Source organism: Sphingomonas immobilis, from assembly GCF_030580995.1.
Taxonomy (GTDB): Bacteria; Pseudomonadota; Alphaproteobacteria; order Sphingomonadales; family Sphingomonadaceae; genus Sphingomonas; species Sphingomonas immobilis.
Map to the genome: position 1 here is coordinate 131,602 of NZ_JAUQSZ010000012.1, position 13,380 is coordinate 144,981.

17 protein-coding genes and 1 pseudogene are annotated in these 13,380 nt (G+C 68.5%); 7 read left to right on the forward strand and 11 right to left on the reverse strand.

The genetic code is table 11. The features are described from left to right. Positions 1–9 precede the first annotated feature (9 nt). The 6 genes from Q5H94_RS16600 to Q5H94_RS16625 form a co-directional block, all read right to left on the reverse strand. The gene (locus Q5H94_RS16600) at positions 10–957 is read right to left on the reverse strand and encodes a cell envelope biogenesis protein TolA (protein ID WP_304562406.1); all 948 of its coding nucleotides are present in this window, start codon (positions 955–957) and stop codon (positions 10–12) included. A gap of 13 nt (positions 958–970) precedes the next feature. Then, positions 971–1,408, reverse strand: coding sequence for a protein TolR (tolR, locus tag Q5H94_RS16605; RefSeq protein ID WP_304562407.1), 438 nt, complete (start codon positions 1,406–1,408; stop codon positions 971–973). 3 nt (positions 1,409–1,411) lie between these two features. Next, positions 1,412–2,071 carry a protein TolQ gene (tolQ, locus tag Q5H94_RS16610; RefSeq protein WP_304562466.1) on the reverse strand — a complete coding sequence of 220 codons (660 nt, stop codon included), beginning with the start codon at positions 2,069–2,071 and terminating at the stop codon, positions 1,412–1,414. Between the two features lie 29 nt (positions 2,072–2,100). Further along, entirely contained in the window at positions 2,101–2,580 is a 480-nt protein-coding gene (locus Q5H94_RS16615; RefSeq protein ID WP_304562408.1) for a YbgC/FadM family acyl-CoA thioesterase, read from the reverse strand. 46 nt (positions 2,581–2,626) lie between these two features. Then, positions 2,627–3,289 (reverse strand): hypothetical protein, encoded by a 663-nt coding sequence (locus tag Q5H94_RS16620; protein ID WP_304562409.1) that lies wholly within the window; start codon positions 3,287–3,289, stop codon positions 2,627–2,629. 114 nt (positions 3,290–3,403) lie between these two features. Next, positions 3,404–4,390, reverse strand: coding sequence for an NAD(P)H-dependent flavin oxidoreductase (locus Q5H94_RS16625; RefSeq protein WP_304562467.1), 987 nt, complete (start codon positions 4,388–4,390; stop codon positions 3,404–3,406). A 274-nt stretch (positions 4,391–4,664) separates the two neighbouring features. Between Q5H94_RS16625 and Q5H94_RS16630 the strand changes: the two genes are divergently transcribed. Beyond that, positions 4,665–5,114 (forward strand): hypothetical protein, encoded by a 450-nt coding sequence (locus Q5H94_RS16630; RefSeq protein WP_304562410.1) that lies wholly within the window; start codon positions 4,665–4,667, stop codon positions 5,112–5,114. A gap of 38 nt (positions 5,115–5,152) precedes the next feature. On the opposite strand, the gene Q5H94_RS16635 is transcribed toward Q5H94_RS16630, so the two are convergent. Next, a complete protein-coding gene (locus tag Q5H94_RS16635) occupies positions 5,153–6,412 on the reverse strand; it encodes an aspartate kinase (RefSeq protein ID WP_304562411.1) in 1,260 nt (419 codons plus the stop codon). 59 nt (positions 6,413–6,471) lie between these two features. Between Q5H94_RS16635 and ubiG the strand changes: the two genes are divergently transcribed. Both ubiG and Q5H94_RS16645 read left to right on the forward strand, forming a co-directional pair. After that, entirely contained in the window at positions 6,472–7,194 is a 723-nt protein-coding gene (gene ubiG, locus Q5H94_RS16640) for a bifunctional 2-polyprenyl-6-hydroxyphenol methylase/3-demethylubiquinol 3-O-methyltransferase UbiG (protein ID WP_431312184.1), read from the forward strand. Position 7,195: 1 nt separating this feature from the next. Further along, positions 7,196–7,690 (forward strand): hypothetical protein, encoded by a 495-nt coding sequence (locus tag Q5H94_RS16645; protein WP_304562413.1) that lies wholly within the window; start codon positions 7,196–7,198, stop codon positions 7,688–7,690. A 3-nt stretch (positions 7,691–7,693) separates the two neighbouring features. Here the strand turns inward: Q5H94_RS16645 and Q5H94_RS16650 are convergent, their stop codons facing one another. Both Q5H94_RS16650 and Q5H94_RS16655 read right to left on the reverse strand, forming a co-directional pair. Then, the gene (locus Q5H94_RS16650) at positions 7,694–9,232 is read right to left on the reverse strand and encodes an ABC transporter permease/substrate-binding protein (RefSeq protein WP_304562414.1); all 1,539 of its coding nucleotides are present in this window, start codon (positions 9,230–9,232) and stop codon (positions 7,694–7,696) included. After that, entirely contained in the window at positions 9,229–10,008 is a 780-nt protein-coding gene (locus Q5H94_RS16655) for an ATP-binding cassette domain-containing protein (protein ID WP_304562415.1), read from the reverse strand. Before Q5H94_RS16655 ends, Q5H94_RS16650 begins: the two co-directional genes overlap by 4 nt. Before the next feature lie 136 nt (positions 10,009–10,144). Here Q5H94_RS16655 and Q5H94_RS16660 point away from each other — a divergent pair, with 136 nt between their 5' ends. Further along, positions 10,145–10,930 carry an SDR family oxidoreductase gene (locus Q5H94_RS16660; protein ID WP_304562416.1) on the forward strand — a complete coding sequence of 262 codons (786 nt, stop codon included), beginning with the start codon at positions 10,145–10,147 and terminating at the stop codon, positions 10,928–10,930. On the opposite strand, the pseudogene Q5H94_RS16665 reads toward Q5H94_RS16660, so the two are convergent. Beyond that, positions 10,927–11,220, reverse strand: a pseudogene (locus Q5H94_RS16665) (4a-hydroxytetrahydrobiopterin dehydratase); the annotation flags it as partial. The gene Q5H94_RS16660 and the pseudogene Q5H94_RS16665 overlap by 4 nt on opposite strands. Before the next feature lie 32 nt (positions 11,221–11,252). On the opposite strand from Q5H94_RS16665, the gene Q5H94_RS16670 reads away from it, so the two are divergent. The 3 genes from Q5H94_RS16670 to Q5H94_RS16680 are packed head-to-tail and all read left to right on the forward strand — an operon-like array spanning position 11,253 to position 12,888. Further along, entirely contained in the window at positions 11,253–11,666 is a 414-nt protein-coding gene (locus Q5H94_RS16670; RefSeq protein WP_304562417.1) for a metallopeptidase family protein, read from the forward strand. Then, entirely contained in the window at positions 11,663–12,247 is a 585-nt protein-coding gene (gene ccmA / locus Q5H94_RS16675; RefSeq protein WP_304562418.1) for a heme ABC exporter ATP-binding protein CcmA, read from the forward strand. The genes Q5H94_RS16670 and ccmA overlap by 4 nt, the downstream gene beginning before the upstream one ends. Before the next feature lie 5 nt (positions 12,248–12,252). Beyond that, a complete protein-coding gene (locus Q5H94_RS16680; protein ID WP_304562468.1) occupies positions 12,253–12,888 on the forward strand; it encodes a heme exporter protein CcmB in 636 nt (211 codons plus the stop codon). A gap of 3 nt (positions 12,889–12,891) precedes the next feature. Here the strand turns inward: Q5H94_RS16680 and Q5H94_RS16685 are convergent, their stop codons facing one another. Further along, a complete protein-coding gene (locus Q5H94_RS16685; protein ID WP_304562419.1) occupies positions 12,892–13,368 on the reverse strand; it encodes a hypothetical protein in 477 nt (158 codons plus the stop codon). Positions 13,369–13,380: the final 12 nt, after the last annotated feature.

Consider the following 13,380-nt stretch of genomic DNA (forward strand, 5'->3'; position numbering starts at 1 on the left):
GGGTTCACCTCAGCCGGGCAAATTGTAACGCAGGCTGAACGTGCTCCAGCCATTCGGCACGCTGTACAGCTCGGACGGCAGGTCGCGAAGCGGTGCGCAACCCGAAAACGCCGCGATCGCCGCGCGATCGACCGCATCGACATAGCGATCGTTCTCATCATCGACGCCGGTATGGCCGGTGATGGCCGGCCGCGCCTTCAGCGACCCATCGGGGTTGAGCTGAAGGCGAATCGTCACGCGGATGCGCTCCGCACCGGGGCCGGGCTTCACCTGCCGGTCAGCGCAGGGCTGCACCTGCCGTTTGATCGCGGAGCCGATATCGGCGGCCGCCCTGGCCGTCATCGTCGCGCCGGGGGCGGCGGCGTTGGGCTTCGATTTTGACGGGCTCGCGCTCTTGCCGTCGCTGACGAGGTCGGCGAGGTTCTGCGCGTTGGGTTTCTTGCCGGGCTTGGCGGCCGGGCTGCTGCCGATGCCCTTGATGACCGAATCTAGGTTGGACGACTTGGCCTGCGCCGGCTTGGCGGGGGCCTTGGTCGGCTTGGCGTCGGCCGGCTTCGCGGGTGCAGGTTTCTTGGGCGGCTCCGGCTTCTTGGGCGCAGGCTTTGGTTTGGGCGGAGGGACCGCCTCGGGCTTGGGCACAGGCTTGGCGACCGGCTTGGGCGGCGCGGGTTTCGGTTCGGGCTTGGGTTCCGGCGCGGGTTCGGGCTTGGGCTGCGGCGCGGGCGGCGGCGATTCCTCCGGCGGGCCCTGTTCGGGACCGGCGGACTGCGAGGGCGGCTCGGGCGCCTTCGGCGCGGATTGTTCGAGCGCGACGTCCTTCGCCAGCGATACCTCGATCGGCTTGGGCGCGTAGAGCTTGGGGTCGGGCGGCGGCGTGCGGCCGAGCGACAGCAGCCAGAACAAGCCGACATGCGCCGCCAGCGCGACGCCGATCCCGATCTTCTCCGCGCGCTGCATCAAACCAGCCCGATCACTTCTCGTCCTTGCCGACCGTCACCAGCGCGACGCGGTTGAGGCCGGCACGGTTGAGCTCGCCCATCACGCTCATCACCCGACCGTAATCGAGACCCTTGTCGGCGCGCAGGAAGATCTGCGGCGGCTTGCCCTGATCCGTCTTCTTGGCGAGCTGCTCCAGCACGTCGGGCAAAGTCTCCTCGCTGACCTCGTCCTTGTCGACGTACATCTTGCCGTCGCGCTCGATCGAGATCTGCACCGGCTGCTGATCCTGATCGAGCGGCTTGGCGCGGCTGTCGGGCAGGTCGACGGGCACGCCCGCCGTCAGCAACGGAGCCGTCACCATGAAGATGATGAGCAGCACCAGCATCACGTCGACCAGCGGCGTGACGTTGATCTCCGCCATCGGCGCGCGCCGCCCACGCCCGCGCTGCGAGGGAAGGTTGATCGACACCGCCTAGCGCCCGGACTCGAGCTGGCGCGAGAGCGTCGCGTGAAAACCGTCGGCGAAGCGGTTGAGCCGCGCCTCGATACGGTTGATGCCGTGGCTGAAGCGATTGTAGGCGATGACGGCGGGGATCGCCGCGAACAGCCCGATCGCGGTCGCGAACAAGGCCTCGGCGATGCCCGGTGCCACCACCGCCAGCGACGTGTTCTGTGCCGATGCAATGCCGGTGAAGCTGCGCATGATGCCCCAGACGGTGCCGAACAGCCCGACGAACGGCGCGACCGAGCCGACCGTCGCCAGCACGTTGAGCCGATCCGCCAGCGTGTCGATCTCGTTCGCGACAGCAGCGCCCATCGCCGTCGCCAGCCGCTCGCGGGTTCCCCCGCGATCGACCGAGCCCCCCACAGTGGAGCGCCGCCATTCCTTGACGCCCGCTGCGAACACACGCGCGATCGGCAGGTCGCTCTCGCCCTCGATGCGGTGGAAGGCGTCGATATCCTCGGCCTTCCAGAAGGCGGTTTCGAAGCGCAGCGTCTTGCGCCGCAGCCCGCCGAGCCTGACGAAGAAGCCGATGATGATCGCCCAGGTCCACACGCTGGCGAGCAGCAGGCCGATCATCACGATCTTCACCACCCAGTCGGCCTGGAGGAACAAGGCGATCGGCGACATCGTCGCGGCGTCGGTATTGAGGAACAGGTTCACGCGGGGCTTTCTCCCTGTTGGGCATGGATGGCGAACACGCGCCCGAAGATTTCGGTCCACGCCGCCGACATGCGCTTCGGCCGGCCGGACGGCGCGACGAAGGCGACGGTCACGTCGGCCTCGGCAAGGCTTTCCCGCCCGCGCATGACTCGTTGCTGAATATGAACGGCGGCGGCGCGCACCTGCGTGGGGCGCGAATGGACGACGAGCGTATCGTCGAAGCGCGCCGGGCGCAGGTAGCGGATGGCGAGCGCGGAGACGACATAACTGCCCTCGCCCGCCTCATACGCCGCGCGTTGGTCGATGCCGGCGACGCGGAGCATGTCGCTGCGCGCACGTTCCATGAAGTTCAGATAATTGGCGTGATAGACCGCACCCGAGAAATCGGTGTCCTCGAAATAGACGCGCAAGGGGAAGCGGTGCTCGCCATCGGCGATCCGGCCCCCGGTCGGGCAATCGAGCGCGTCTGCGGCCATCGGGACGCCCTAGCCGAGCGTGCCCGTGGTGGCAAAGCTGACGCCATCATTTCTCGCCGGGGGCGATGCTCATCATTGACGCCAGTTCGATGCGCGGGACGGCGGGCGTCGTGCTGCGATGCGTGGCCCAGACGCGCCTGGTGTCGCGGTACGCATCGAATGTCGCAAAGCTGACGAGGAACGGCGCTTCGATCCGGGGCAGCGCGGCCGCCGCATAGTCAGTGAAGCGTTCGGGTGCGACACTCTCAGCCTCGGCGATCACATCGCGTGCGGCGGCGCAGAAGGCGCGCTGTGCGGGCGGCAGCGCGAAGAAATTGTAGAGCCGCGTCATCGCATCGTCGTTCGCCGCCTGCCAGCGCGCGCCCGCGACCGCGCGGTATTTCGCCTCGACCGCGCTCGCGGCGGCGGCGAGCGGGGCGCGCTTGGCCTCGAGCATCCGGTTGTAGCCCGCGACGACCGCCTCACGCTCCTCGCCCCGGCAGCCGAGCGCCGCCACGTTGAGCGCGACGCGCAGGTGCCACGCCGCCTGTTCGGGCGTGAGCGCGCGGTTGGGGGTGAGATACGCGCCGGTCATGTCGCGCGCGGGCGGGACGAAGCTTTCGGAGAAACCCTCGGGGAGGGTCGGCGCATCCTCTTCGAAGCGGGACTGCGCCTGTGCGCCGGACGAGAGAAAGGCGGCCGCGAGGAGCGGCGCGAGGATACGCAACATCGAACTAACCCCCTAAAAAGGCAGGGGGATAGTCGCCGTCGCGGGGCTAAGCCGCGGTGACGTGACACGGTGAATCGCGCGTTCACGCTGTTAGTACGTAACCCGTTACGAGCCTCAGGCCACGCGCTTCTCGAACGCCGCCGCGGCTTCGGCCATCAGCACCGCGATGATCTCCGCGACGGGTTCTTCCTTCGTCACCATGCCGACCGACTGGCCTGCCATCAGGCTGCCATGCTCGACGTCGCCGTCGATCACCGCACGGCGCAGAGCGCCGGCCCAGTAATGCTCGATCTGCAACTGCGCCTCGCCCATCGCGACCGTGCCCTCGTCCAGCGCGGCGGCGACTTCGCGCTGCTTGGCGGTGAAGAGTTCGGAACTGGCGTTCTTCAGCGCGCGCACCGGGATGACGGGCAGGCGCGGGTCGATCTGCACGCTCGCGACGGCATCACGGGCCGAGGCGCGCAGGAACGCCTTCTTGAAATTGGCGTGCGCGATCGATTCGGTCGCGCAGACGAAACGCGTGCCGAGCTGCACGCCGGCCGCGCCCATCTCCAGATAGGCCGCGATCGCCTCGCCGCGGCCGATGCCGCCGGCGACGAACACCGGCACTGCTTCCGCCACTTCCGGCAGAATTTCCTGCGCGAGCACGCTGGTCGAAACCGGGCCGATATGGCCGCCCGCCTCCATCCCCTCGACGACGAGCGCGTCGACGCCCGAGCGGATCAGTTTCTTGGCGAGACTGAGCGCGGGCGCAAAGCAGATCAGTTTGGCGCCCGATCCCTTGATCGCATCGAGGCTGCCCGCCGGCGGGAGGCCGCCCGCCAGCACGACATGGCCGACCTGGTGCTTCGCGCAGACCGCGATCAGATCCATCAGCAGCGGGTGCATGGTGATGAGGTTGACGCCGAACGGCTTGTCGGTGAGCTTTTTGGTTGCGGCGATCTCGGCATCGAGCAGCTCGGGCGTCATCGCGCCGCACGCGATCAGCCCGAAGCCGCCCGCGTTCGACATGGCGGCGACGAGGTTGCGTTCCGACACCCATGACATCGCGCCGCAGAGGATCGCGACCTCGCTGCCGAGGAAGGATGCGCCGCGGTGCATGTGGCGGGCGAGGCGGCCTGCGCCGGTCTGTGATCTGTCGTCCATCGCCAGCCCCTAGAATGTTTCTGGCGGATAGAAAATACATCCTGTGTACCGGCGTACCGAGCGCGGTAACCAATGGGAAACCAACGCCGGGTACAGGAGCCGCTCCTGCCTCCCCGCCCCGCGACGGCCGCCGCAGGATTTCATGCTTAAGCGCGCGCTAAACCTGTTCGTTGGCACTCCGGCAAAACTTGCCGTGCGATAGCGGTCTCAAGAGTTTTCGGAGAAGACCATGTCCATGACGCTAGAAAGCGTCGCGGCCAGCTCGCCGATCGTTTCGCGCGTGGTCCCTGTGGTCACGCCGGTTCCGGCTGCCGCGACGAGTACCGCGAGCCCATCGCAACGGATCGCCACCGCGATCCGCAGCACGCCTGCGCCCGTCGAGCTGCCGGAAAGCGCGACGCGCGCCGCCGCTGCGATGACGAGCGGGGCCGACACGAGCCCGTCGATGTATGCGCTCTATCAGGCGGCCGTCGCCAGCCAACCCGAAGCGACCGCCGCGATCCAGGCCGATGCCGCCGCGCGCGTCGGCGACAAGCCCGCGCTGACCGCGAGCGAGCTGATCGCCCGCGCCGCCGCCCGCCTCGCCGCAGAGCAGTTCGTGAACAGGCAGGACGCGACCGCGCCGGTCTATACCTCATCGCAGGCCGCGCCCGACGTGAAGGGTTCGTCGGCGATTTGATCCTGAAAATCCTCCCCCGCCAGGGGAAGGATTGTCCGTTAAGCCGCGTCTTCCGCGTCCAGCCCGTAGGCGGTGTGCAGCACGCGCACCGCGAGTTCGGTCTCATCCTCGTGGATCAGCACGCTGACCTTGATCTCGCTGGTCGAGATCGCCTGGATGTTGATGCCGCGCGCGCCGAGCGTCGTGAACATCGTGCTCGCGACGCCAGCATGGCTGCGCATCCCCACGCCCACCACCGAGATCTTGGCGACGCGCGTATCGTGGACCAGCTCGCCGAAGCCGATCTTGCCGCGCGCCTGATTGAGCGCCTCGATCGAGCGCGCCAGATCCGCGGCCGGCACCGTGAAGGTCACGTCGGTCGAGCCCGCGTTGTGGGCGATGTTCTGGATGATCATGTCGACGTTGATGCTGGCGCCCGCCAGCGGCTCGAAGATCGCCGCCACCGCGCCGGGCGTGTCGGGCACCGCCGTCAGCGTGATCTTGGCCTCGTTCTTGTCGTGCGCGATGCCGGTGATGAGCTGGCGTTCCACGTCTTCGATCTCCTCTTCCCCCACGATCATCGTGCCGGGCAATGTATCCGCCATGGGTGCATCCTCGCCGGTAAAGGACGAGAGTACCTGGACGCGGACGTTTTCCTTCATCGCGAGGCCCACCGAGCGCGTCTGCAGCACCTTGGCGCCGACGCTGGCGAGCTCGAGCATTTCCTCATAGGTCACGCGCTTCAATTTGCGCGCGCGCGGCACGATGCGCGGGTCGGTCGTGTAGACGCCATCGACATCGGTGTAGATGTCGCAGCGATCCGCCTTCATCGCCGCCGCCACCGCGACCGCCGAGGTATCGGAACCGCCACGGCCGAGCGTGGTGACGCGGTTGCCGGGAGCGAGCCCCTGGAAGCCGGGGATCACGGCCACTTCGCCGCGCTCAAGACTTTCGTTGAGCGCGCCGGTGTCGATGTCGCCGATCCGCGCGGAAGCGTGCGCATCCGACGTGTGGATCGGCAGTTGCCAACCCAGCCAGCTCCGCGCCGGCACGCCCGCCGCCTGCAGCGCGATCGCGAGCAGACCGGAGGTGATCTGCTCGCCGGCCGAGACGACGACGTCATATTCCTTGGGATCGTAGAGCGACGACGCCTCGCGGCAGAAGCCGACCAACCGGTCGGTCTCGCCCGCCATCGCCGAGACGACGACCGCGACCTGATTGCCCGCCTCGACCTCGCGCTTCACCCGCGCCGCCACCGAGCGGATGCGCTCCATCCCGGCCATCGAGGTGCCGCCGAATTTCATCACGATGCGGGCCATGGGAGCTGTCGGAAGTCCTTGGGGTAAACGGGGCGTCCTGATAGGAACGCCGCATGGCGATGGCAAGCACGACGATAGACCCGCAGGAAGCCGCGCATTTCGGCGGTCTCGCGGAGGACTGGTGGAACCCGAAGGGCTCCTCGGCGATGCTCCACCGATTGAACCCGGTGCGGTTGACGTATCTACGCGAGCGGATCGACGAGCATTGGGGCGATGATCCCGCGAGCTTCACGCCGCTCGCCGGCAAGCGCGCGCTCGATGCCGGATGCGGCGCGGGGCTGTTGTGCGAACCGCTCGCGCGGCTCGGCGCGGCGGTGACGGGGGTGGATGCCGCCCCGGAGAACATCGCCGCCGCGCGCGCACATGCAGCGCTGTCGGGGCTGGCGATCGACTACCGCGCGGGCAGCGTCGATGCGCTGGGAGGCGAGGCGTTCGACCTCGTCACGTCGATGGAGGTGATCGAGCACGTCACCGATCCGGGCGCGTTCGCCGCCGGACTCGCGGGCGCGTTGGCGCCGGGCGGTTTGATGATACTCTCCACCCCCAATCGCACACTGAAATCGCACCTCGCGATGATCACGCTCGGCGAGGGGCTGGGGCAGATCCCGAAGGGCACGCACGACTGGCACAAGTTCCTCAAGCCCGAAGCGCTGACCGAATTGCTGGCCGATGCCGGCCTGACCGTGATCGACACGCGCGGTCTGGGCTTTTCGCTGGCCAGGGGCTTCGTGCTGTCGGACGATCTGAGCATGGACTATTTCGTCACGGCGATGCGGGCCTGACGTGCGCGCGCTGATCGCCGCCGCGCTGCTGCTTCTGCCGGTGCCGGCGCAGGCGGAGGGTTTCGCGGTACACGACCTGACGACCGTCGCGACCGATCTGCAAAAGGCGCTCGGCGACGGCTTCGTCGAGCGGGCCGAGCCGACGCGAGTGACGCTGACCTGTCCGAGCTGCGCGGGCGCTCCGATCATCGACGTGCTGATCGGCCGCCAGACCGACGGCACGGAGCAGCGCATCCGCAGCGGCGAGACAAAAATCGCGCGGATGGAGGCGCTTTGCCGGGAGCGTGAGCCCGCCTGCCGCCTCGTCGCCTTGGACGTCGCACCTGCGATCGGCTGGATCACCGCCTATCCGATGGGCGATCACGCGGGGGCGACGGCGGTGGTACTGCGCGACAGCGACCTTTTGACGATCCGATCGATCGCCGGGAACGCCGCGACCGCGCGCGCCCATGCGGACAAGTTGCTGGCGGTGGCGCGCGGGATCATCGGCGACTAGCGCCTATCTCTCCAACCCGATCCGTTTCTCGAGCCAGCGAGCGGCGTCTTCGGGCGATGTCTTTCCGGCGTCGCGATCGACCAGATAGTTCGCCTCGCGCATTGCCGCTACGTCGATGCGCCCGAGCAACGGCTTCAGTGCCGCCTGAAAGCGCGCGTCTTTCGCGTGTTTCGGCGCGAGCAGCAGGATGGCGTCGTAGCCCGGGATCGCGCCGCGCGGATCGGCCAGCACCGCGAGCTTCTCCGCCGCGATCCGCCCGTCGGAGGAGAAGGCCGGGATCACATCCGCCGCACCACTGGTCAGCGCCTTGTACATGAAGGTCGGCTGGTAGGGATGCGCCTCGGCGAACGTGAGACCGTAGGCGCGTTTCACCGCCGCCCATTCGGGACGTTCGAGGAATTCGATATCGGTGGCGAGGCGCAGCTTCGGTGCTTGCGGGGCAAGATCCTCGATCGTCCTGATGCCGCGCCGCTTCGCATCGTCGCCGCGCATCGCGAAGGCATAGGCGTTCTCGAACCCGAGCGTGCCGAGCAATGTCACGCCCCGCGCCTTTGCCGCCCAGTCGCGCACGCCCGCGACGATGGCGGCGCGCGGCGGCACGTCGGTGCGCTTCATCTCGTTGGTCCAGATCGTGCCCGAATAGTCGACATAGACATCGACATCGCCCGACGAGACCGCGCCGAACGCGACGCCCGAACCGAGCCCCTCGCGATATTCGACCGCATAGCCCGCCGCTTCCAGCCGGTGGCCGATGACGCGCGAGAGGATATATTGCTCGGAAAAGCTCTTCGAGCCGATCACGATGCGGTTCCCGCCGCTCGCCCAGAGCGGTGCGAGCGCCACGACGACACCGAGCGCCAGCAGCCCGGTCGCCGCCCAGACGCGCAGTTTCTTGCGCGCGGCGATGCCGTGTTCGATCAGGCCGAGCAAAGCATCGACCGCCAGCGCCAGCGCCGCCGCGCAGAAGCAGCCCGCCAGCACCAGTGCCCAGTTCTGCGTCTGGAGGCCAGCGAAGATCATGTCGCCGAGGCTCGGCTGGCCGACCGTGGTGGAAAGCGTTGCCGCGCCGATCGTCCAGACGGCGGCGGTGCGGATGCCCGCCATCACCACCGGCGCGACGAGCGGGGCCTCGACCAGCCGCAGCTTCTGCGCGCTCGTCATGCCAACGCCGTCCGCCGCTTCGATGATCGCCGGGTCGAGCCCGGTCAGGCCCGTCACCGCGTTCCTGAGGATCGGCAGCAGCGCGTAGAGCGTCAGCGCGAGCAGCGACGGCAGGAAGCCGAGCGCGGGGATGCGCCCGCCGACCAGCGCCGACAGCGACAGCAGCAGCGGATAGAAGAGCGCCAGCAGCGCGAGGCTCGGGATCGTCTGGACGAGGCTCGCGAAGCCGAGCGTCACGCGCGCGACGCCGGGCCGCCGCGCCGACCACACCGCCAGCGGCAGGCTGACCGCGATCCCCAGCAGCAGCGCCGCGAACGCTAGCAGCAGATGCTGCGCGAGCAGCGGCGGGGCGCGGCCCAAAGCGTCAAGGAACGGGCTCACGCGCCTTTCTCCAACGCCGCGAGTTTCCGCGCCTGATCGCGCGGCACCGCGACCAGCGCATCGGCCTCCGCGCCGCCCTCGCCCGCCAGCAATGCGGCGGGGGTGGCATCGGCGACGATCCGACCCTTCGCCATCACCAGCACGCGGTCGGCGAGGATCAGCGCCTCGGCCATGTCGTGCGTCACCATGATCGTCGTGAGCCCAAGCCGGTCATGCAGCGCGCGGATCGCGGTGCCGAGTTGATCGCGCGTCACCGGATCGAGCGCGCCGAACGGCTCGTCCATCAGCATCAGCCCAGGTGCCCCGGCCAGTGCGCGCGCCACGCCGACGCGCTGGCGCTGGCCGCCCGACAGCGCATCGGGCATCCGTCCCGCGAAATCGCGGGGCAGATCGACGAGATCGAGCAGCTCCACCACACGCCCGCCCGCCTGTTGCGCGGAAATGCGCAGACCGATGGCGATATTCTCCGCCACCGTCATGTGCGGGAACAGGCCGATGTTCTGGAAGACATAGCCTATCCGCCGCCGCAGGGCGTGCGCCGGCTCGTCCGTCACGTCAGCGCCGCCAATCAGCACGCGCCCGGCGCTCGGCGCGATCAGGCGGTTGACCATCTTGAGCAGTGTCGACTTGCCCGATCCCGACGCGCCGACCAGCGCGACGAAGCTGCCACCTCCGATTTCGAGCGAAACCCCCGCGACACCGACCGCCCCGCCGGGGTAAAGCTTCTCGATCGCGTCGAAGACGACCGAAGGTCCGGGAGCGGGCGCGGCAGTCATCGTTGGAGGTTGTGCGGGAGTGGCCATGCAGCGTCAAACGCCAAGTAGTCTCCCTGAGTTGTGCTGCAATGCACAATTAACCATCTAGCCAGAAAGAATTACGGGGTCGCAACAAACCCGTTCAGTTTGGAAGCGCATGACGACGACGCCAAAGTCCATTTTCATCACCGGCGCGGGATCGGGCATCGGCCGCGCTGCCGCCGAACTGTTTGCGGCGCGCGGATGGCGCGTGGGACTGGCCGATATCGATCTGCCGCGCCTTGCCGAGACCAAGAGCCTTCTGCCTGCCGGATCGTCCGAGATTCACCGCCTCGACGTGCGCGACCGGACGGCCTGGCGAACGGCGCTCGACATCTTCACCGCCCCGCAGGACGGCGCGCTCGACGTGTTGTTCAACAACGCCGGGATCGGCACCGGCGGACCGCTGGCGGAGGCGGATTTCGATGCGATCGACCAGACGGTGGCGGTCAATCTGATGGGCGTGCTGAACGGCGCACGGATCGGCTCTGCCTATCTCGCTCGGGCGGGCGGGTGCCTGCTCAACACCGCGTCAGCGTCGGGCATTTACGGCACGTCGGGGCTCGCGACCTATTCGGCGACCAAATGCGCGGTGATCGGACTGACCGAAGCGCTCGACGGCGAATGGGCGAGGAGCGGCGTGCGAGTGCGCGATATCGTCCCCGCCTTCGTCGAGACGCCCTTGCTGTGCGGCCCGGCGGGGCGCGATGACAAGACGATCCGCGAGACCGTCGTCGCATCGGGGCTGGAGATCACGCCGGTCGAGGCGGTCGCGGAGGCCGCGTGGCGCGCGGTGCATGGCAAGGCGGTTCACACTTATGTCGGCAAGACCGCTTTCCAGGCCGCCTTCGCCGCGCGTTTCGCGCCGTGGCTGTTGCGGCGGCGGATGCGCAAAGGGTTCTAATCCACCAAAGCGTCGATCGCGCGGGCGAGTTCGACGTCGCGGTGCGACAGGCCCGCCGCATCATGCGTGGTCAGCAGGATATCGACCCGATTCCAGACGTTGCTCCACTCCGGGTGATGGTCGGCCTTCTCCGCCAGCAGCGCGACGCGCGCCATGAAGCCGAAGGCCTCGGAGAAATCCTCGAAGGTGAAGCTACGCGTGATCGCGTCGCGCGCCTCGTCGAAATCCCATTCGTCGAGCTCGTCGAGTGCATCGGCGCGTTCCTCCTCGCTCAGCTGCTCGACCATCGCATCCTCCTCAGATTGTGACTAAGGCTGGCACGATGACCGCGCCCGATCAACCGCTCACCGCGCCAGATGCCGACGCCATCGAGGCGATCGCGCGCGCGACCATCGCCGCGCTGCCGCCGGAGTTCGCAGCGCATCTCGGCGACGTCGTGCTGATCGTCGAGGACTTGGCCGATGACGCGACGCTCGACGCACTCGGCATCGAGGATCCCTTCGACCTGACCGGGCTTTATGTCGGTCGTCCGATCGGCGAGAAATCGTCGATGGAATCGGGCGCGCTGCCCGACCGCATCCACCTCTATCGCCGCGCCTTGCTGGACGAATGGATTGATACCGGCGTGAGCCTGCAGGATCTCGTCGCGCACGTCACCATCCACGAGATCGGCCATCATTTCGGCCTTTCCGACGCCGACATGCACGCGCTGGAAGACACGGTGTCGGAGCGGTGAGCACCTTGCTCGCTTTCCACGGCGTGACCGGCGCGCGCGGCGGACGGACCTTGTTCGAGGGGCTCAGCTTCGCGCTTCGAGCCGGGGAGGCAGCGCTGGTGACGGGGCCCAACGGCGTCGGCAAGTCGAGCCTGATCCGCATCGCCGCCGGTCTGCTCGCACCCGCCGCCGGATCGGTCGAGACGGGCGCCCCGCGTGCGCTGATGGCGGAGGCCCCCGCGCTCGACCAGGCGCGCAGCCTTGGTGATGCGCTCGCTTTCTGGGCCGCGCTCGATGCCGTGCCCGATGCGTCTACGCGTGTGGAGGAGGCGCTCGCCGCCACCAGCCTCACGCCCATCGCCGACGTGCCGGTGCGGCTGCTCTCGACCGGGCAGCGGCGCCGCGCCGCGCTCGCCCGCGTCGTCGCGAGCCGCGCGTCCGTCTGGCTACTCGACGAACCCGCCAACGGCCTCGACATGGCCAGCGTCATCGCGCTCGAAACGCTGATGGCGCAGCACCGCGCGGACGGTGGCGCGGTGCTGCTCGCGACGCACCTGCCGGTCGCGCTCCCCGGCGCGCAGACGATCGTGCTCGCACCTTGAGCCCGCTGCTTACCCTCGTCGCGCGCGACGTGCGGGTTGCCTGGGGCGAGGGCGGCGCGGTCTATCCGGTCGCCTTCTTCCTGCTGACGGCGATCCTGTTCCCGTTCGCGATCGGCCCCGATACCGCCCTGCTCGCGCGCGTCGGCGGCGGGGTGATCTGGGCCTCGGCCCTGCTGGCGGCGCTGCTGCCGGTCGAGCGGCTGGTCGGGCCGGACGCGTATGGCGGCACGCTCGATCAACTCGCGGTGCGCGGCTACAGCATGGCGCTGGTCGCCGCCGCGAAGCTCGCCGCGCACTGGCTGAGCTTCGCGCCGCCGCTGATGCTGGCCGCCGTCATCGCCGCCGGGCTGCTGGGACTGTCCGGCGAAACGCTGCTCAAGGTCGAGATCGGGCTGCTGATCGGCACCCCCGGCCTCGCCGCGCTCGCGGTCGCCACATCGGCGCTGGTCGCGGGGCTGCGCGGCGCGGGGGCGGTGGCGGGGCTGGTGATGCTGCCGCTCGCCGTGCCGCTGCTGATCTTCGGGAGCGGATCGCTGGAAGGCGGCGCGGGCGCGCTGAAACTGCTCGGCGCGGTCAGCCTCGTGCTCGTCGCAGGCGCGCCGTTCGTGGCGGGCGCGGCGATGCGCGTGGGAATGGAATAGCCGCTATTTGCGCGCGATCGTCACCCGCGCGACGTTGGAGCGCGCATCGCCGTACGTGACCATCACCTCGTAATCGCCGGGCGGCAGTTGCGCGGGGAAATAGCGTTGGCCGTCGAGGACAAAATATTCCTCCGACACCGAATAGCGATACATCTTCGGATCGCGCGGCTTCTTCGGCTTGGTCACGACCGGCTCGTTCGGCCCATCCATCACCACGACCGGGCCCGCGACGGGATCGAACTTCGTCTCGCCCGCCCCGCGCACATGCACGACCATCTTCGTGTCGAGCAGCGGAAACGTCGGCAGATGATAGTAACCGCAGATCGGCAGCTTGAGCGTCTCCGCGCGGCGGATCGTGATGCGCTGCGGAATGTTGATGGCGATGCCGCGCCAGTCCTCGTCCTCGACACGCGGCGAGCAGACGCCCGCCGTCTGGCTGTCGTACGGCACCTTGGCGAAATCCGGCGGTATGAAGTCCATGATCGTTTCCTA

Coding starts and splice junctions, on each gene's coding strand:
- Q5H94_RS16625 (WP_304562467.1), bottom strand. CDS start 4,390: ATGCACCGCGGCGCATCCTTCCTCGGCAGCGAGGTCGCGATCCTCTGC.
- Q5H94_RS16630 (WP_304562410.1), top strand. CDS start 4,665: ATGTCCATGACGCTAGAAAGCGTCGCGGCCAGCTCGCCGATCGTTTCG.
- Q5H94_RS16685 (WP_304562419.1), bottom strand. CDS start 13,368: ATGGACTTCATACCGCCGGATTTCGCCAAGGTGCCGTACGACAGCCAG.
- Q5H94_RS16615 (WP_304562408.1), bottom strand. CDS start 2,580: ATGGCCGCAGACGCGCTCGATTGCCCGACCGGGGGCCGGATCGCCGAT.
- Q5H94_RS16620 (WP_304562409.1), bottom strand. CDS start 3,289: ATGTTGCGTATCCTCGCGCCGCTCCTCGCGGCCGCCTTTCTCTCGTCC.
- Q5H94_RS16660 (WP_304562416.1), top strand. CDS start 10,145: ATGACGACGACGCCAAAGTCCATTTTCATCACCGGCGCGGGATCGGGC.
- Q5H94_RS16635 (WP_304562411.1), bottom strand. CDS start 6,412: ATGGCCCGCATCGTGATGAAATTCGGCGGCACCTCGATGGCCGGGATG.
- tolQ (WP_304562466.1), bottom strand. CDS start 2,071: ATGTCGCCGATCGCCTTGTTCCTCCAGGCCGACTGGGTGGTGAAGATC.
- Q5H94_RS16670 (WP_304562417.1), top strand. CDS start 11,253: ATGACCGCGCCCGATCAACCGCTCACCGCGCCAGATGCCGACGCCATC.
- ubiG (WP_431312184.1), top strand. CDS start 6,472: ATGGCAAGCACGACGATAGACCCGCAGGAAGCCGCGCATTTCGGCGGT.
- Q5H94_RS16600 (WP_304562406.1), bottom strand. CDS start 957: ATGCAGCGCGCGGAGAAGATCGGGATCGGCGTCGCGCTGGCGGCGCAT.
- Q5H94_RS16655 (WP_304562415.1), bottom strand. CDS start 10,008: ATGACTGCCGCGCCCGCTCCCGGACCTTCGGTCGTCTTCGACGCGATC.